Origin of the sequence: Malaciobacter halophilus (genome assembly GCF_002837275.1) — a bacterium.
Lineage (GTDB): Bacteria > Campylobacterota > Campylobacteria > Campylobacterales > Arcobacteraceae > Malaciobacter > Malaciobacter halophilus.
On record NZ_NXIF01000039.1, the window covers coordinates 1 to 20,038 of the forward strand.

Here is a 20,038-nt window from a genome sequence, read left to right on the forward strand (position 1 = left end):
ACACTTCAAGTAGATACAAACTCAATGGAAACAAATATTTTTAAAGGTATTATTGATTTTGATAAAATTAATAAAAACAAAAATAACAATCTTTCAAAAAAAGAGCAGGATTTTTTAGATAATGAAGTTGAAAAACTTTGCTCTTTTCAAAAAAGTTATGAAACTTTTAAAAATAATGATTTAAATACAAAAACTTGGCAGTTTCTAAAAAATAATAAGTTTTTGGCTATATTAATCCCTAAAGAGTATGAAGGTTTAGGTTTTAGTTTAATAGCTTATTTTAAAATTATAGAAAAACTTGCATCTTGCAATTTAGAACTTGCAACTTTGATAAGTAATCTTAACTGCTCTAAGTTAATTTTACTTCTTTTAAAATATGGAACAAATGAACAAAAAGATCACTACTTAAGAAAAATTGCAAAAGCTCAAGAAATCCCCTACTTTAATCTAAATGAACAAATTAATAAATATGATGAACAAACAATAAATTCAATTGGAACTATATTTAAAAATAGTGAAAATAAAATAAAAATTAAAGTAGATTTTGAAATAAATAGTATAAAAAAAACAGATACTCAAACACTAATGGAGCTTGCATTTATTTTAAAAGATCCAAATAATTTACTTTTTAAAAAAAAGAACCTAGGAGTATGTATTGCTTTAATCGATTTAAAAAAAGAAAACTTTGTAATAGATATTGATAATATAATAGGAGCAAAACAAGGTATAGGAAAAGGCTTACAAATGCTAAATGATACTTTTAATGTAAATGAGTTTATATCATTTCAAAGTATCATTCAAGGAAGAAGTAAATTAATTCTTAAAACAATTACTTCTCAAATACAACTTAAAAATAAAGATAAAATAACAGATAATAATTTTGAAGCTGTTGAAAATGAGATTGTGAAAATTGCAGCTTTTACTTATCTTTTAAAGACATCAAATAATCACTTATTAAAACTATTAAAAAATGAAAATGGGTTATTTGTGACAAGTTTGATTATGAAGAGTCAATCAAGTAAACTATTGAAAAAAATCATGGGTAATACCATAGATATTTCAAATAATATTAATGCTACTAAAACTAAAGATAGCTTATTTATTCCTTCTTATTTATTTGCTATATCTTTAGCAAACAATAAACCATCAGATATTTTTATAAAAAATTTTGAACTACACAAACAAGCTATGATACAATTAAATCCACAGCTATTTGAAATGGCAAATGCAATTTATAATAATGATATTGACTCTTTTGATAAAATTGTTCAAAAGAGTGTAGCACTAACACTAAACTTAAATATAAAATCACTTATCTATTTTTTTACTAAAGGAAAATTTATAAAAGTTGATAAAGGATTAAAGGAGCATAAAAAAAGAGTAATTTGGGCTACTACACACTTTGCTGCATTGATTAATTTAACACTTTTATCAAATACAAAACTTCAAAATAAAGAGTTTTTTAAAAGAGATTTCACTTCTATACTCTCTTGGTTATACTTAATTGTTTTGCTTATTAATGAGTATGATAATACTCAAAATAGTAAATATCGAATCTTGATTGATTATATTTGTCAATATGGTTTTTATAAGATACAAAAAGCAAAAGAGCGACTTACTCAAAATAGCACTTACTTTAAATTTTTACTTCCTTTTATTAGGTTTAATCCATATGCATTAAAACCTAATGCTAAATTAACTAAAAAAATTATAGATTTACTAAAAGATAAAAATAGTCTAGATAAACTTTGTCAAAATTTATATTTTCCAAAAGATAATAAAGAAACTCTTTATAAAATTGAAGAGGCTTTAAAATGTAAAAACAGTTGTGAAACTTTAATACAAAGAGTAAAATATGCAGTTACTCATAATACAATAGAAGATACAATTTTTTTAGATTTGATTAAAGCTGCACATGATAAAGGAGTAATTACAAATGATGAATATACACAATTAATAGATTTTCATAATAAAAGAAATGAAGTTTTTTAAACAGTTAGTTTATGGTAAAATCCTTTAAAAGGAGAAAGTTTGGATTTAAATGCATTAAAACATAAACTACATACACAAATACCACTTACAAAATTTATGCAAATAGATGTAAAAAATATTGAAGACAATTGTTTAATCACTACTGCACCTTTAAAACCAAATATAAATGATAAACTTACAGGATTTGCTGGTAGCTTAAGTACTTTAGTAACTATATCTGCATGGAGTGCATGTTATTTAAATGTTATTAAGCTAGGTTTTAAAGAAGACTGTATGATTGCTGTAATAAAAAGCGATACTGCATATAGAGCTCCTGTAACAAAAGAACTTTACTGTAAAACTATTTTACCTTCAAAAGAGCAGTTACAAACATTAAAAAGAAAACTTCAAGAAAAGAAAAGTGCTTCTATTAGAATAAAATCTCAATTATTACAAGATGATAAGGTTTGTGTAGATTTTGAAGGAATATATGTTATTAAGATTTAAAAAATAGGTTTTTAAATAGTTTTAAATACTGTTTTGAACTTATTAAGGAACCTAAAACAATTAGAATACAAGCAATTGTTATAGTAATTGTCATTTTTGAAATACCAACTAAAACTAAAATCAAAGTTGAAAGAAGTGGTGCTAAGTATGCAAGAGAACCCAATAGTTTTATATCTGCATTTTTTAAAGCAAAATCCCATAAATAAAATGCACCACCTACTGGACCAAGACCTAACATTATTGCTGCAAAAAACTCAAAAAATGTTGGTATATATATTTGTTCAAAAATCAAGTGTGCAATTGCAGAAAAAAAAGCTGTTACTATACAAAAACCTGTAACTGCAAAAGTGGGAATATGAGTTAGAGTTTTTGAAATTACTGAATAACTTGACCATAAAAGTGCTGCAATTAAGGCAAAAGAGTAACCTAAAATATACTTCATATCAAATTGTAAACTACCATCTTTTAAAACCAATAAAAAAGCTCCACTTAAAGCTAAAAGTGTTCCTAAAATATGAAACCATTTTAATCTTTCATTTGGTAAAAATGAAGAGAATATGACAATAAGAAGAGGCCATAAATAGTTTATTAAATTAGCTTCAACAGCAGGTGCATTTTTAATAGCAAGAAAATAAAAAAAGTGGTATCCAAAAAGACCAATTACTCCAATAAAATAGGCTTGAAGTGGTATTTTAAAAAGCTCTTTAAAAACTCTTTTTTGTTTTTTTAACATTATAAGACCTATTAAAGAAGCTACACAAAAAGATATAGTTAATAACTCAAAAGGTGGAATTTTACCTGAATATACAGTAAAAAGTGCAAGACAAGACCATGAGAGTATAGTTAATAATCCTAATAAATTCCCTTTTGTTTGTTGTATATGCAATTTTCTCTCCTAATTTGAAAAATTTTACAATATTATTCTTAAAACTATTTTTTTTTGCTAAAATTATATTAATAAAGGAAACACAATGCATATAAAACACACATTTATACTAATACTATTATCTATATTTTTTATAGCTTGTACTCATAAAGCACCCTATACAAATAGAGCTCAAATGATATTAATCTCAAATCAACAAGAGTTAGCTTTAGGCGAACAAAGTTATGAAAAAACATTAAAAAAATCAAAAGTTATAACTAATACTAAAGAATCAAAAAGAGTCAAAGATATTGGTAGAAAAATTGCACAAGTTACAAAAAAAGATTATAACTGGGAGTTTAATTTAATTGAAAATAGTGCAAAAAATGCATTTTGTCTTCCAGGTGGAAAAGTTGTAGTTTATACAGGAATTTTACAAATAGCAAAAAATGATTCACAACTTGCAACAGTTATAAGTCATGAAATTGCACATGCTCTTGCAAGACATGGAGCAGAAAGAGTAAGTGCTGGTATGTTATCTCAAGGTATTCAAGCAATTAGCAATATTGTTTTGGCAACTCAAGATTCTAAATATAATAAAATGTTTAATATTGCTTATGGTTTAGGAGCCCAATATGGTGTGCTTATGCCTTATGGAAGATTGCAAGAGAGTGAAGCAGATGAAATTGGTATTTACCTTATGCATAAAGCTGGTTATGATTTAAATGAAGCAGTAAAGTTTTGGGAGAATATGAGCAAAGGAGAAAAAGAGAATTTTGAGTTTTTATCAACTCATCCAAATTCAAAAACAAGAATAGAAAATATAAAAAAAATAATAAGTAAATTAAAACTGTCTAAAAAGTAATCAGTAATTAAAAAATAGCTCTTCACATTTATAAAAATAGTAGCTATAATTTAAAAATGGCAATAAAGGGGTAGCTATGTCTAATATAATAAAATTCCTTACTTTAATTGTTTTTACAAGTTTTGTATTTGCACAAAATATTGAATATAAACCTACTGTTAAACTAACAAAAGAAGAGATTCAATGGCTTAAAGAGCACCCCAAAATAAGAGTTCATGCGGAGATGCATTGGGAACCTTTTAATTATATTGAAAATGCTGAAGTTAAAGGCTATTCCAATGACCTCATTAGACTATTAGCACAAAAAGTTGGTTTAAAAATAGAGTTTGTAAAAGCTAGCAATTGGAATAGTTTTTTAACTATGCTTAAAAATAAAAAGATTGATATAATTTCAAATCTAGTAGAAACTCCAAATAGAAAAGAGTTTGCAGTATTTACTAAAAAAAATGTTTTAAATATCTCTCCTGCTATCTACTCAAATCAAAAAGCAAATATTTTTAAAACGCTTAAAGATTTAGAAAATAGAACCCTTGCTATTGTAAAAGGTTATTGGCAAGAAGAGTTTATAAAAAACAACTATCCCAAAATAAAAATTATACTAGTAGATAATACAGTTGAAGCAATACAAGCAGTTTCAACAAATTTAGCTGATGCAACTATTGATTTAGGCCCTGTAATTAAAAATATTATATCAAAATATGGTATTTCAAATATCTATTTTCAAGGTATTGCAAAAATAAATAACGAAGCAAAATATTTTGAAAAAATAGGAATTAGAAAAGACTGGCCGATTTTAAGAGATATATTAGATAAAGCTTTAAACTCACTTTCATATCAAGAACGAGTTATGTTAAATCAAAAATGGTTTATTGATAGTTTTATTAGTAAAACTGATTATGACAAACAATCTATACAAAGTAAAATACACTCAAAGATTTTATCTTCAAGTGGTTACACAAAAATCAAATATGATGAACCTAAAAAAATACTTCTTTTACACTCTTACCATGCAGGTTACAAATGGACAGAGAATGTAACAAAAGGGATTAAATCTCTATTTCCTCCTGATTCAAATGTTACAATAAGTATTGAATATATGGATACTAAAAGAAAGTTTGACAAAAAATATATTGAACTTTTAAAAGATAATTATGAGTATAGATATAAAAATTCAAATTTTGATTTGATTATAGTTTCAGACAACAATGCTTTAGATTTTATAGCAAAATATAAAGATAATATATTTAACCCTAAAATACCTATTGTTTTTACAGGTATAAATAACTTTAAAGCTTCAATGTTAAAAGGTATAGGAAATATTACAGGTGTTACAGAAGAACTTGCAATTAAACAGACATTTGATATTGCTTTAAAACTTCATCCAAATACTAAAGATATTTTTATTATAAATGACCAATTAACTACTGGAAAACTAATAGAAGAAAGATTAAAAAAACTTCAAGATGAGTATAAAAATAGAGTAAATATTATAATTCCTAAACCACTTTCAAAAGATGAAGTTTTAAGAAGAATAGATTATTTATCTAAAGACTCACTAATTTTTTATAATCAATTTTTTAAAGATAAAAATAATGAGTATTTTAATACAAATGAATCAATAAAAGATTTTTCTAAAAATTCAAAAGTACCAATTTATGGAGCATGGGATTTTTTATTGGGTGATGGTATTGTAGGAGGAAAACTATTAAGTGCATTCTCACAAGGATTAGAAGCCGCAAATATGGCACACTCAATTTTACTTGGTAAAAAAGCAGCTGATATTAAAATATTAACTAAAAGTGCAACAAAATATATGTTTGATGAGAACTTTTTAGAACTATTTAATATAAATAGAAAGCTATTACCTGAAAATAGCTTTATAATAAGCTCAAATGGAGTTGAATTAAAATCTAGTAGCTCTATTTTTTTATCAAAAGAAGAGAGAAATTATATTGATAAAAAAGGCCATATTAATATGTGTATTTTACCTGATGCAATGCCATATGAAGGTATCAAAAATGGTAAACATGTAGGTATTACTGAAGATATTATGAAAATTATTGAAAAAAGAGTAAATCTAAAAGTAAAGCTATATGAAACTAAAAGTTGGCAAGAGTCATTAGATGCAATAAAAGAAAAAAAATGTGATATTTTACCAGTTGTAGAAAATACTCAAGAAAGAAGAGAGTATTTAAACTTTACAAGACCATATATTCCTCAAACTATTGTTATTGCGACGAGAAACAATGAACTTTTTATAAATAGTTTAGATGAGTTATCAAATAAATCTCTTGCAATTATTGAGGGTTATTCATATGAAGAGATTTTAAGAAAAAAATATCCTAAAATAGATATAGTTTATGTTCAAAATATAAAAGAAGGAATAAATAAAGTAAGAAATAAAAAAGTTTTTGGATATATAGACTCTTTAGGAAGTATAAGTTATCAATTACAACAAGAAGGTGATTTTGAGATTAAAATAGCGGGGAAATTAGAACAAGAATCAAACTTAGCAATTGGTACAAGAAAAGATGAACCTTTATTAAATACTATTTTTAATAAAGCAGTTGAGTCTTTTACACAAAAAGAACTAAAAGTTATTTATGATAAGTGGATTTCCGTAGAGTTTGAAGAAAAAGTTGATTATAGTTTAGTTTACAAGATTGCTTTTATATCTTTTTTGATTATAAGTTTTATTGTATTTTGGAATAGAAAATTAAAAAATGAAATACAAAAAAGAAAAATGATTGAAAAAGAGTTAATAAATGCAAAAAAACAAGCACAAAAAGCAAATAAGGCAAAAAGTGAATTTCTTGCAAATATGAGTCATGAAATAAGAACGCCTATGAATGGAATAATTGGAATGACAACTCTTGCTTTGGAAAAAATAAATAGTGATAAGCAAGTAGCTCAAGAGTTTTTAGTAAAAGCTAAAACTTCTGCAAATATGCTACTTAGAATTATAAATGATATTTTAGACTTTTCAAAAATTGAAGCAGGAAAACTTGATGTTTCTATCTCTTTAGTTAGTTTAAGAAAAACCATTAGTAATATTAATGATCTTTTTTCTCATATGGCAAAACAAAAAAATATTGATTTAATAATAAAACAAGATGAAGAGATACCAGAGTTTATATTAAGTGATGAACTAAGATTATCTCAAATTCTTACAAATTTAATAAATAATGCTATAAAATTCACTAAAGAAGGTTATGTAAAAGTAGAAATATTACTTGTAAAACAAGAAAAAAGAGATATAACACTAAAATTTTTAATTACTGATACGGGAAAAGGAATCTCTAAAAATAACCAAAGTAAACTTTTTAAATCATTTTCACAAGAAGACAACTCTATTTCAAAAGAGTTTGGAGGAACAGGATTAGGATTAGTTATCTCTAAAAAATTAGTAGAGCTATTAGGTGGAGAGATTGGCTTTTTAAGTGAAGAGAACAAAGGAACAACTTTTTATTTTACCATTAAAACAAAACTACCAAAACAAGAAGATATTAAAACTTTAAATAAGAGTTTAGAAGAAGATAATAGCTATAACAATAGTATTGATGCTAGAGTTTTACTAGTTGAAGACAATGAAATAAATCAAGAATTAGCAATAAACTTCTTAAAAGAGGATATAAGACATATTGAAGTAGCAAACAATGGATATGAAGCAGTTGAATTAATAGAAAAAAACTCTTGTTCATATTATGACTTAATTTTAATGGATATTCATATGCCAGTAATGGATGGATATAAAGCAACAAAAATAATAAAACAAAAAGATAAGTGCAAAGAGTTACCTATTATTGCAATGACTGCAAATGCTTTAGATAGTGATATTAAAAAGTGTTTAGAGCATGGAATGATTGACCATATAGGAAAACCTTTTGATGTAAAAGTATTAAAAGAAAAGATATTTAAAGTATTAAATAAAAATACAAAACAACATCAAGAAAAAATAGAAAACAACATCAAAAAAGAAGAGTATAAACTACTTGATACAAAAACAGCTCTTGATAGAATGATGAACCAAAAAGAGTTTTATAAAGAGTTTATGCAAAGTTTTATGACAAAAAGAGAGAACTGTATTGATGAATTAAATGAATTAATAAAAAAGAATGAAATAGAAAAACTATTAAATGAGATTCACACACTAAAAGGATTGCTAGGAACTTTAGGTGCATATAAAAATGCAAAAGATTTTGAAAACCTTGAACAAATGATAAAAGAGTCTAAAGAACTAAACAAAGAAGAGTTAAAACAAAGTTTTAATAACTTTAAAGATTTATTAAGTGAAATAAAACAGTGGTTAGATAAAAACTAAGTAACATAAAACAGAAATTCTGTTTTATGCCATATTTGTAAATACTGCTTGAACATCATCATCATCTTCAAGCTTTTCAAGTAGTTTACCAATCTCTTCTTGTTGTTCTTCACTGAACTCTTGAGGATTATTTGTTATTCTTTTTAGCTCTGCTTTTTTAAGCTCAATTCCAAGCTCTTCAAATTTAGTATTCATATTACCAAAATCTGTATAATCAGCAAGAGCAATACATAAATTATCTTCCTCTTCAAGCTCTTCTAAGCCTGCATCAATCAATTCTAATTCTAGCTCTTCAAGATCCATATCTTCTGTTTTTTCAAACTCAAAAATTGCTTTTCTATCAAACATAAACTCTAAAGAACCAGTAGGAACTACTTGACCACCATTTTTATTAAAATGCATTTTTACATTTGCAACTGTTCTTGTATTATTATCTGTTGCACACTCAACAAATATTAAAACTCCATGTGGCCCTTTTCCTTCAAAGTTTACATCTGTATAGTTTTTTGCATCTTTTCCAGTGGCTCTTTTTATAGCTGCTTCAATATTTGCTTTTGGTAAATTTTGTGCTTTTGCATTAAGAATAGCCGTTCTTAAAGCTGGATTCATTTCAGGATCCCCGCCACCAGCTTTTGCTGCAATTTCAATTGCTTTAGCTAGTTTTGGGAAAACTCTTGACATATTCCCCCATCTTTTCATTTTGGCTGCTTTTCTATATTCAAAGGCTCTACCCATAAATTACTCCAATATTTTATTTTTGGCAGATTATACCAAGATTGTAATAAAGATGTAATTATTAACTATAACTTACAATCCTTAGAATAAGTAGGATGTGTCATATTTTCAGGCTTTAAATACTCATCTAACTGCTCTTTAGAAAGAAGTTTTTTCTCTAATACAATATCATAAACACTTCTATTTGTTTCTAAAGCTTCTTTGGCAACAAGTGTTGCATTTTGGTAACCAATATATGGATTTAATGCAGTTACTAAACCTATTGAGTTTAATACTAACTCTTTACATCTTTGTTCATTTGCAGTAATTCCATCTACACATTTAAAAGCTAATGTTTCAGAAGCATTACACATCATTGTAATAGATTGGAAAAGATTATATGCAATTATTGGCTCAAAAACATTTAATTGTAACTGCCCTCCTTCACTAGCAAGTGAAATTGTTATATCATGTCCAATTACTTGAAAGGCTACTTGATTTACTACTTCTGGAATTACAGGATTTACTTTTCCTGGCATAATTGAACTTCCAGGTTGCATTTTTGGAAGATTGATTTCATTTATTCCTGTTCTTGGACCACTACTTAAAAGTCTTAAGTCATTGCAAATCTTAGATATTTTTGTTGCAATTGATTTCATTACCCCTGAAACTTGAACAAAAGTCGAAGTGTCTTGTGTTGCTTTAACTAAATCGCATGCAGTAACAAAAGGTCTATTTGTAACCTCTTCAAGTTTCTCTTTTACTAAACCTGCATATTTTGAATCAGTATTAATACCTGTACCAATTGCCGTTGCACCTAAGTTCATTTGAGCAACAATTCTTTTAGTCATTTCAATAGCACTAATATCATCTTCTATCATAAGTCCAAAAGAGTTAAACTCTTGACCTAAAGTCATTGGTACTGCATCTTGAAGTTGAGTTCTTCCCATTTTTATAATGTCATTAAACTCTTTTGCTTTACTAAAAAATGAATCTTTCAAAATTTGCATTTTATTTTGTAATTTACAAAGATATTCATATAAAGCCAATCTTACTGCTGTTGGATAAACATCATTTGTAGATTGTGACATATTTACATGATTATTTGGATGTAAAATATCATATCTTCCTTTTTCATACCCCATAATTTCCAATGCAACATTTGTTATTACTTCATTTGCATTCATATTTGTTGAAGTCCCTGCCCCACCTTGGATAACATCAACAATAAACTGGTCATGATATTTCTTAGCAACTATTTCATCACAAGCACTACAAATTGCATCACAAAGTTTATCATCAAGTAAACCTAATTCATTATTTGCCATTGCACAAGCTTTTTTAACTTGAGCTAACGCTCTAATAAGTTTAGGAAATTGTGATAAATTTACTTTTGAAATTGAGAAATTATCTTTAGCTCTTAAAGTTTGAATACCATAATAGCTATCCATACTAATTCTTTTTTCCCCTAATAAGTCATGTTCAATTCTATACTCTTTTGCCATAAAAATATCCTTTTTATTCGTAATCAATAACATTATAATTGTACAATACTTTAGAAACAATTTGTCAAACTAATTAAAACAATGTTTAAGAATTTTTGATATAATCCTTTCATGATGAAAAAAGTAGCAATATTATTAACCCTAATTATTAGTTTTTTAAGTTCAAATGAACTAAAACTAAATTTTGAACCTAAAACAATTACAAATGCTCAAACTGCACTTTTGCATCTAAATGCAAAAAATATTAAAGAGCCAAAATTAACTGTTTTAGATGAGAAAAAAACAAATATAGAGTTTTTTAAAAACCCCTTTAAAGAAGATAGTTTCTATGCTTTAATTCCTGTTTCTTATTATAAAAAAATAGAAGATTATAAAGTTATAGTTTCATACTTAAAAGATGGCAAAAAAGTTTTTAATTCAACATATTTAAAATTAAAAAATGGAACTTATAAAAGTGAAGTCATAAATGTTAAAAGTTCAAAAGTTACTTTAAATAAAAAAGATAAACTAAGAACAAAAAAAGAGTATCAAGAGGCTATGAACATTTATAATACAACAACAAAAAAGCTTCTTTGGCACAAAGATTTCATATATCCGTTAAACAGTAAAATTACAAGTGAATTTGGAACAAAAAGAGTTTATAATAACAAAATAAAAAGTTATCATAGTGGTACAGACTTTAGAGCTGCTGTTGGAACAAAAATCAAAGCAGCAAATGATGGTGTTGTAGTATTAGCAAAACATAGATTTTATGCGGGTAATTCTATTATTATTGACCATGGCCATGGAGTTTATACTTGTTATTATCATTTAAGTAAGATGAATTTTAAAGAAAATGATAAAGTAAAAAGAGGTGATATTATTGGTCTTAGTGGAAATACAGGAAGAGTTACAGGACCGCACTTACACTTTAGTGCAAGAGTGAACTCAGTACAAGTTGATCCTATGCAACTTATTACAATTTTAAACAAAATAAACAATTAATAAGTTAAAAATAATGTTTTACCTAAGTTTTTACTAATTTTTTATATAATCACGTTCACACACAAAACAAGGAAATAAAATTGAAAAAGTATGCGCTGATTTTAACTCTATTTTCACTACTGTATTCCTGTAATGCAAAAGAGCTTAATAATGAAAATATTGTTAATACTAATAGTTCTTATATGGCATTTGAGGACATTTCAAGTGAGTTTGATAAAAACACTCCTAAACAAAATGAATTTGATCCACTAAGTGGTTATAATAGAGCAATGACTTCTTTTAATGATGGCTTTTATTTACATGTTTCAAAGCCTGTTGTATCAACATATAAAGAAGTAGTTCATCCAAATATTAGAACAGGTATTTCTAATTTTTTTACAAACCTAGGTTTTCCAATTAGATTTCTAAATAATTTATTGCAGTTTAAGTTCCAAAACTCATGGGAAGAGTTACAATTATTTGTATTAAATACTACTTTTGGAGTTGCTGGTTTAATTGATGTAGCAAAACAGAATAACTTTGATATAAAACATCATGATGAAGATTTTGGACAAACTCTTGCAACTTGGGGAGTAGGAGAAGGTTTTCACATAGTATTACCATTTTTAGGCCCTTCTAACTTAAGAGATACTTTTGCTTTTTTTGTTGATGATTATGTTAATCCTTTAAGAAAAGGTGATACGTCATACTATTTAGCTGATTCTCAAGAAGAGTCTTTAGGTTTAAGAACATTTAAGATTATGAATAACTCATCTTTTACTCTTGATGTATATGAAAAAGTTAGAAAAGATGCAATTGATTTATATCCATACTTAAAAGACTTACACAGACAACAAAGAGAAAGACAAATAAAGGAATAGAATGTTAAAAAAGTTACTATTAATTGTACTTTTAACTAGTTACACTTTTGCAATGCCAAAAGAACAGATTGTAGAAGAGATGACTAAAAGTATTCATAAAGTAATTGATATACTTAAAAATAAACAGCTTCCAAAGAAGACTAAAGGTGAGCAAATAATTAAAGTAATGGATAGCTCATTTGATTATAAAATTATGGCTATGCTTTCTCTTGGGAAAGAGTGGAGAACTATTTCAAATGAACAAAAAATAAATTTTGCTAAAGCTTTTGAAAATAGACTAAAAGAGTCATATATTGATAAACTTGATTTATATAATAATCAAGAGATAAAAATTGATGAATTAGAGGAAGTAAAAGCAAGACTTATTTTAAAAACAACTTTAATTGGAGAAAAAGAGAATTTTGCTATTGATTATAAATTTTATGAAAATAGAAAAAATAAACAGTGGTACATTTATGATGTAAGTATTGCTAAAGTAAGTATAATTCAAACATATAGAAATCAATTTACTCAATACTTAAAAAATAAATCAATTGATGATTTAATAAACTACTTAAATACTAAAAATAATCAAGCATGATAAAAAGATTTTATACAAACTTTTTATTCGTACATCCTAAAAAAGTAATATTATCAGTATTTTTGATAATATGCTTTTTAGGATACTTTGCAACAAAACTTGAGATTGATGCTTCAGCAGAAACTCTTCTTTTAGAAAATGATAAAGATTTAGCTTTTTCAAGGGAAGTTTCAAAAAACTATGAAACACAAGATATTTTAGTAATTACTTTTACTCCAAATAGCTCTATTCTTTCAAATGAAAGTTTAAATACTATAAAACAGTTAAGTGAGCAAATAAATAAATTAGATTTTACACAAAGTATTACATCTGTTTTAAATGTACCTTTACTGCAATCTCCCACAAGACCTATTCAAGAGTTAGTTGATGAAGTAAAAACCATACAAAATAGTAAAACTTTTGATAAAAAGTTAGTAAAAAAAGAGTTTTTAAACTCTGCTTTATATAAAAATAGTTTAGTTAGTAGCGATTTTAAAACTACTGCTATTGTTGTAAATCTAAAAAGAGATGAAAAGTTTTTTGATTTAGTTGAGAAAAGAAATGCCCTATTAAAGTTAAAAAATAGTAATAAAGCTTCAAATGAAGATTTAGAAAAACTACAAAATGTATCTTTAGAGTTTAAATCTTATAGAGATTCTCAAAGAGAAGCCAATGCTAAATATATTCAAAACATAAGAGATATACTAAAAGAGTATGAAAACAAAGGAACACTATTTTTAGGTGGCGTTAATATGATTGCCACAGATATAATCAGTTTTGTAAAAAATGACTTAGTAATTTATGGCTCAACATTGATAATACTTTTAATAGCAATTTTATGGATAATCTTTAGACAGTTTAGATGGGTTGCTTTATCTGTATTGATTTGTAGTTTATCAGTAGTAGCAACAAGCGGTATGTTAGGACTTTTTGGCTGGGAAGTTACTGTTATTTCATCTAATTTTATCTCTTTACAACTAATTATTACAATATCTATTGTTCTTCACTTAATTGTAAGATATAGAGAGCTTAGTTCTATTTATAAAAACTCTTCACAAACTAAATTAGTTTTAAATACAATGCTTTCAAAATTAAGTCCATCTTTTTTTGCAATAATTACAACAATAGCTGGTTTTAGTTCATTACTTCTTTCAAATATTCAACCTGTAATGAATCTTGGTTGGATGATGAGTGCAGGTATTGCAATCTCTTTATTTATAGCATTTTTAGTTTTTCCTGCTGTATTAATACTTTTAAATAAAACAGTAGTAAATAAAAGCTTTGAAAACAACCTACATTTCATTGATTTATGTATAAAAATAGTTAAACATAAAGGTAATAAAGTTTTAATAGCAAGTGTTGTATTAATCGCTTTTTCACTAACAGGAGCCTCTTTACTTTTAGTTGAAAATAGTTTTATCTCCTACTTTAAAAAAGATACTGAAATTTATCAAAGTATGGAAGTAATTGATAAGAAACTTGGTGGTACAACGCCTTTAGATATTATAATTGATTTTAATTTAACAACAAAAGAAGAGAAAAAAACACCAAAAGATGAATCAAGTGAAGATATGTTCGCTTCATTTGAAGATGAATTCAATAGTTCAGCAAATGAGGCTCAATACTGGTTTACAAATCATAGAATGAATATTATTACAAAAGTTCATGACTATTTAAATAGTTTAGAACATGTGGGAAAAGTTCAATCTTTAGCTACAATGTTAAAAGTGGGTAAAGCCTTAAATGATAATAAAGAGCTTGACTCTTTTAATTTAGCATTATTATATAACAATCTTCCAAAAGAGTATAAAGCTTTAATTTTAGATCCATATATAAATATAAAAAAAGACCAAGCAAGAGTTACTTTAAGAATAATTGATTCTGATAAAGATTTAAGAAGAGATGAATTATTAAAAAAAATAAAAACAGATTTAAATACTATTATAAAAGATGATAGTGTAGAAATAAGACTTTCAAATCTTATGGTTTTATACAATAATATGCTTCAATCACTTTTTGACTCTCAAGTTAAAACTTTAGGTTTTGTAATCTTAACTTTATTTATAATGTTTTTAATTCTATTTAGATCACTTAGTATTGCAACAATTGCAATATTAGCAAATATTGTTCCAATTTCAATTATTTTTGGAATTATGGGATGGTTAGAAATACCACTTGATATTATGACTATTACAATTGCAGCTATTTCAATAGGTATTGGAGTTGATGATACAATTCACTACATACATAGATTTAAAGAAGAGTTTAAAAAAGACCATAATTATATAAATGCAATGCAAAGAGCTCATAAATCAATTGGTTTTGCCATGCTTTATACTTCAGTTGCTGTTATGGTAGGTTTTTCAATCTTAGTTTTATCAAACTTAATTCCAACTATATATTTTGGAATTTTAACTGTTATAGTTATGGCAACAATCTTATCATCTGCACTACTTCTTCTTCCAAGATTACTTATACTATTTAGACCTTACTCTAAGGTTTAAATAGTATCTTATAAAAGGTTTTATGTGAAAATAGCAATATATTGTGGTTCAAGTTTTGGAAATAATGAAATTTATTCAAAAAGAGCAATTGAAGTTGCAAAAGCACTAGCCAAACATAAACTAGATATGGTTTATGGAGGAAGTGTTTCTGGTCTTATGGGAATTATTTCAAATGAAGCTTTAAAAAATGGTGTGAAAGTAACAGGAGTTATAACACATACTTTAGAAAGTAAAGAGATTTCAAATAAGAATTTAAAAGAGTTATACAAAGTTAATACGATAAGAGAAAGAAAAGCACTAATGGAGTCTTTAAGTGATTCTTTTATAGCAATGCCTGGAGGATATGGTACTTTTGAGGAGATATTTGAAGTAATCTCAAATACTCAAATGGGAGAACATAAAAAACCTTGTGCCTTTTATAACATAAATGGATACTATGACAAACTTTTGCAATTTTTGTACTCATGTAGTAAAGAAGGATTTTTTCATAAAAAATATGTTGATATGTTAATTGTTTCTAATAATATCGAAGAAATAATTGAAAAAATCAAGCAATATAAAGCTCCTAATGCAAAATGGGAATCATAATTAATATTTCATTAATGTTCTGTAAATATTTCATTAATATTGAATAGATACAATTCTTTTACAAATATACTGACCAATCACAGTATATTCTCTCCTTGATAAATGATATTAATTTTTTATTCAAAAGAGGCTATTTGCCTCTTTTTTTCTTTTCACTAAAAATTTTCTTTTAATAACATATGTTAAGAAATTTCACATATTTTTTATTTAATTTACAAAATAAGTTAAAAAAGAAGAAAATAAATAAATAGTGTATATAATGAAAATGAACAAATATTCATTAAATTTATTTGATTGTCCTAGTATAGAGGAAATTATGAAAAAACTAGATAATATACAAACTCAATTATTACTAACAAACCTTGATGAAGAAGGTAAACTATCTTGCTTAAAAGCTTTTAAAGTAGCTAGACTTATAGGAATGAAGCCAAGAGATATGGCTAAAATTGCAAAAAATATGAATATAGAAATAACTAATTGTGAATTAGGTGTATTTGGAAAACTAAAATTCTCTGATATGCATGATGATATATATAATTCATTGAAAAGAAATACAAAAGATAATAAAAAAGTTGAATGTGAGATAGCATGGAAAGAGGCACAAAATAAAGGTGCTACTTTAAAAAAAGTAGGTTCAACTATTAAAAATTCAGATATAAAAGTAACACATTGTCAACTTGGATGTTTTTATGATGAAGAGTATGAATCTTTTGAGAATAAAACATAATGAAAGAGAAAAAAGAGTTTATTCTATTTGATAATGATGGAGTTTTAGTTGAAACTGAGATGTGGTATTACCAAGCAAATTATGATATTTTAAAAACTATTGGAATAACTTTAGAGTTTGATACTTATCAAGAGATTATGATAAGAGGTGGAACTGCTTGGGAATTAGCTTTACATAAAGGTATAAAAAAGAGTCAAGTAGATAAGTTAAGAGAAAAAAGAGACAAACTGTATCAACACTTTATCCAAACAAAAGATATAACTATAAACGGCGTAATACAAACTCTTGAAGAGCTAAGTAAAAGATATAAAATGGCAATAATTACAACAGCAAGAAGAGTTGATTTTGAATTAATTCATAAAAATAGAAATATTGTTGATTTTATGGAGTTTACTTTATGTGTAGAAGAGTATGAAAAAGCAAAACCTCACCCTGCTCCTTATCTAGCTGGATTAAAAAAATTTAATACTACTTCTAACAAAGCGATTATAGTTGAAGATAGCCAAAGAGGTTTAGATTCTGCATATGCTGCAAATATTGATTGTATAATTGTAAAAAATGAGTTTACCAAAAGTCACAACTTTGAAAAAGCTAAGCATTTTATAGATAAATTCGAAGATTTAAAAAAACTTTTGTAGTTTTGTGATAAAATCTTAGAACTACAAAAAAAAGAGTTTAAGATGATAAACAAAGAGTTTTTAAAAAAATTGACAATATTATATGTTGAAGATGAGGATTTAGCAAGAGAGAAACTTGCTAAAACATTAAAAAGACTTTTTAAAACTGTATATTTAGCTCCAAATGGCATGGAAGGGTACTTACAGTTTCAAAAACTACATTTAGCAAAGACTCCTGTTGACCTTGTTCTTAGTGATATTAATATGCCTAAGATGAGTGGTATAGAGATGCTTGAACAAATAAGAGAACTTGATGAAGAAGTTCCTTTTATATTTACTACTGCTAGGTCAGAATCTGAAAATTTATTAAGGGCAATTGAGCTAAAGGCAAATCACTATATTTTAAAACCTATTGATACAGAAGATGTAATACTGAAATCTCAAGAGGTATGTCAAAAAAAGTATTATGAAAGAATGTTAACTTTAAAAAACCAAGAGTTAGAGCAATACTTAAATGCAATTGATAATATTGCAGTTGTTTTAAAGTTTGATGAAAATGACAATATTACTTTTATAAATAGTGCATTTTTAGAAGCTTTTGAAAAACAACAAGAAGATATTTTAGAAAGTGATTTTAAATCTTTAATTCATAAAGATATACCAAAAGATGTAATTGAATCAATCTTAGAACAGATTAAACAAAAAAATAAATGGGAAGGTGAGTTAAAATTTGCAGATGTAAAAGAGCAACCTTTTTATGTAACAACTAATATTTTTGAAATCATTGAACATGAAAAAAGAGTTTTTATAAGTATTGGTTTTTTATCAACAAAAGAGAATCTTGAAAAAAGAGAGTTTAAAAAGAAAGTAATTAAAAATATTCAAGAACAAAAAGAGCAAGTATCAAAAGTAAAAAAAGAGTTAGAAGAGTTAAAAGTAAAACTCATAAAATACCAAAATATTGTACCTTTATTAAAAAGTGAACTTGAACTAGAGAAAAAAAAGAGTCATGCAAAACTACAACAAATAAAACACTATGAAAATGAAAGGTTATCTCTTGATGAGAAACAAGAAGGAATCCTTAAATTAAAAAATAAACAGATTGAAGAGTATAAAGATAGTATGCTAAAAATTAAAAAAGAGAAAGATTTATTAGTAGAAAAAATGCACTCATTAGAAGAAGAAGTTTTAGCAAAAAAAGTAGATATAGAGAAGAAACAAGAAACAATAGATATAAAAAATAAAAGAATTGAAGACTTAAATGATGTAATTAAATTTAGAGAAGCTCAGTTAAGAGAGCTTGACCCTAATGCTTTACTTAGCTAAGTTTTTTAATTACCATTTGGTAGTATCAAAATAAACTTTGCCCCTCTTTGACTATTTTCAAGCTTTAACTCTCCATTAAAGCTTGTTTTAACAACAAGTTTAACCATATATAATCCAGTACCAGTACCTTTCTCTTTTGTAGTAAAGTATGGATCAAAAATCTTTTCTATATTATCCTCTTTTATGCCTCCAGCTGTATCTTCAATAACTACAACTGTGTATTTTTTATTTGTTCCAGCAGTTACATAAATATCTCTATTTTCCACTTTTCTTTCTATAAAAGCATCTTGAGCATTTGTAAGAAGATTTAAAATAACTTGTTCTAATTCAGAATCAACACCATAAATTTCTTCTTCGGCAATATCCACATGAAGATTTACATTGTTTTTTTCAAGTTGTTTTAATAGAAGTTCAATTGAGTTATCAATAACTTTTTTAAGTAAAAACTTCTTTTTAGGTTTTTTAGGATTAAAAAAATCTCTAAACCCATCAATTGTTTGGCTCATAAATGCAATATTATCTTTAGTTTTTTTCGAAAAATCATCTATAAATTCATCATCAATTTCACCCAGTTTATAGGTATCTTTTACATCATTGCAATACAAAGACAAAATATTTAAAGGTTGTTTTAATTGATGTGCAATTACTCCAATCATTTCACCCATAGTTGCCATCTTTGCTTGATGAATAAGAATTTCATTTTTCTCTTCTATTTCATCTTGACGTTTTTTACTTCTTTCAAAAATATCAATATAGACTTTAAGTTTTGCATCTAATAAAACATCATCTATTGGTTTAGTAATATACTCAATTGCACCAATATCATAACCTCTTCTTTTATACTCATCTTTATCATAAATACCTGTAATAAAAATAAGAGGTATATCCTTGGTTTTTTCTATACTTTTTAAATATTCAGCAAATTCAAAACCATCAATCTCTGGCATTTGGATATCAGTAAGAATTAGATTAATATCCTCTTTCATTAAGATTTCCATACCTTCTTGTGCACTTAAAGCACTAAAAATCTCAACATCAAAGCTATCTTCAATCATCATCTTTAAAGAGTGAATGTTCTCGGCAACATCATCTACTAATAAAATACTAAATTTTTCCATTTTTAAC

16 protein-coding genes are annotated in these 20,038 nt (G+C 26.0%); 12 read left to right on the plus strand and 4 right to left on the minus strand.

All coding sequences use genetic code 11. The features are described 5' to 3' along the window. Both CP960_RS10300 and CP960_RS10305 read left to right on the plus strand, forming a co-directional pair. On the plus strand, positions 1-1,992 hold a 1,992-nt coding region (locus tag CP960_RS10300), incomplete at its 5' end, for an acyl-CoA dehydrogenase domain-containing protein (RefSeq protein WP_119184489.1). 39 nt (positions 1,993-2,031) lie between these two features. Then, positions 2,032-2,478 (plus strand): YiiD C-terminal domain-containing protein, encoded by a 447-nt coding sequence (locus CP960_RS10305; RefSeq protein ID WP_101185356.1) that lies wholly within the window; start codon positions 2,032-2,034, stop codon positions 2,476-2,478. On the opposite strand, the gene yddG is transcribed toward CP960_RS10305, so the two are convergent. Then, the gene (yddG, locus tag CP960_RS10310) at positions 2,468-3,364 is read right to left on the minus strand and encodes an aromatic amino acid exporter YddG (RefSeq protein WP_228152058.1); all 897 of its coding nucleotides are present in this window, start codon (positions 3,362-3,364) and stop codon (positions 2,468-2,470) included. The genes CP960_RS10305 and yddG overlap by 11 nt on opposite strands. Positions 3,365-3,449: 85 nt before the next feature. Here yddG and CP960_RS10315 point away from each other — a divergent pair, with 85 nt between their 5' ends. Both CP960_RS10315 and CP960_RS10320 read left to right on the plus strand, forming a co-directional pair. Continuing rightward, positions 3,450-4,208 carry a M48 family metallopeptidase gene (locus tag CP960_RS10315; RefSeq protein WP_228152059.1) on the plus strand — a complete coding sequence of 253 codons (759 nt, stop codon included), beginning with the start codon at positions 3,450-3,452 and terminating at the stop codon, positions 4,206-4,208. A 76-nt stretch (positions 4,209-4,284) separates the two neighbouring features. Further along, complete coding sequence (locus CP960_RS10320; RefSeq protein WP_101185358.1) at positions 4,285-8,529, plus strand: ABC transporter substrate binding protein; 4,245 nt, start codon at positions 4,285-4,287, stop codon at positions 8,527-8,529. 24 nt (positions 8,530-8,553) lie between these two features. Here the strand turns inward: CP960_RS10320 and CP960_RS10325 are convergent, their stop codons facing one another. Together CP960_RS10325 and aspA are read right to left on the minus strand one after the other, a co-directional pair. Beyond that, the gene (locus tag CP960_RS10325; RefSeq protein WP_101185359.1) at positions 8,554-9,264 is read right to left on the minus strand and encodes a YebC/PmpR family DNA-binding transcriptional regulator; all 711 of its coding nucleotides are present in this window, start codon (positions 9,262-9,264) and stop codon (positions 8,554-8,556) included. Between the two features lie 65 nt (positions 9,265-9,329). Then, positions 9,330-10,748, minus strand: a complete 1,419-nt coding sequence (aspA, locus tag CP960_RS10330) for an aspartate ammonia-lyase (RefSeq protein ID WP_101185361.1) — start codon at positions 10,746-10,748, stop codon at positions 9,330-9,332. A 111-nt stretch (positions 10,749-10,859) separates the two neighbouring features. On the opposite strand from aspA, the gene pgp3 reads away from it, so the two are divergent. The 8 genes from pgp3 to CP960_RS10370 all read left to right on the plus strand — a co-directional run bounded on the left by pgp3 (position 10,860) and on the right by CP960_RS10370 (position 18,913). Beyond that, on the plus strand, positions 10,860-11,732 hold the full coding sequence (gene pgp3 / locus CP960_RS10335; protein WP_101185363.1) for a peptidoglycan metallopeptidase Pgp3: 873 nt from the start codon (positions 10,860-10,862) through the stop codon (positions 11,730-11,732). An 80-nt stretch (positions 11,733-11,812) separates the two neighbouring features. Further along, the gene (locus CP960_RS10340; protein WP_228152060.1) at positions 11,813-12,592 is read left to right on the plus strand and encodes an MlaA family lipoprotein; all 780 of its coding nucleotides are present in this window, start codon (positions 11,813-11,815) and stop codon (positions 12,590-12,592) included. 1 nt (position 12,593) lies between these two features. Further along, positions 12,594-13,172, plus strand: coding sequence for an MlaC/ttg2D family ABC transporter substrate-binding protein (locus CP960_RS10345; protein WP_101185365.1), 579 nt, complete (start codon positions 12,594-12,596; stop codon positions 13,170-13,172). Beyond that, complete coding sequence (locus CP960_RS10350; protein WP_101185367.1) at positions 13,169-15,655, plus strand: efflux RND transporter permease subunit; 2,487 nt, start codon at positions 13,169-13,171, stop codon at positions 15,653-15,655. Before CP960_RS10345 ends, CP960_RS10350 begins: the two co-directional genes overlap by 4 nt. A gap of 24 nt (positions 15,656-15,679) precedes the next feature. After that, positions 15,680-16,243, plus strand: a complete 564-nt coding sequence (locus CP960_RS10355; protein ID WP_101185369.1) for an LOG family protein — start codon at positions 15,680-15,682, stop codon at positions 16,241-16,243. Positions 16,244-16,559: 316 nt separating this feature from the next. Beyond that, positions 16,560-16,970 (plus strand): ModE family transcriptional regulator, encoded by a 411-nt coding sequence (locus tag CP960_RS10360; RefSeq protein ID WP_101185371.1) that lies wholly within the window; start codon positions 16,560-16,562, stop codon positions 16,968-16,970. Beyond that, positions 16,970-17,608, plus strand: coding sequence for an HAD family hydrolase (locus tag CP960_RS10365; RefSeq protein WP_101185373.1), 639 nt, complete (start codon positions 16,970-16,972; stop codon positions 17,606-17,608). Before CP960_RS10360 ends, CP960_RS10365 begins: the two co-directional genes overlap by 1 nt. Positions 17,609-17,650: 42 nt before the next feature. Beyond that, positions 17,651-18,913, plus strand: coding sequence for a response regulator (locus tag CP960_RS10370; RefSeq protein ID WP_101185375.1), 1,263 nt, complete (start codon positions 17,651-17,653; stop codon positions 18,911-18,913). A 5-nt stretch (positions 18,914-18,918) separates the two neighbouring features. Here CP960_RS10370 and CP960_RS10375 read toward each other — a convergent pair whose 3' ends face one another. Beyond that, the gene (locus CP960_RS10375; protein ID WP_101185377.1) at positions 18,919-20,031 is read right to left on the minus strand and encodes a sensor histidine kinase; all 1,113 of its coding nucleotides are present in this window, start codon (positions 20,029-20,031) and stop codon (positions 18,919-18,921) included. Positions 20,032-20,038 lie beyond the last annotated feature (7 nt).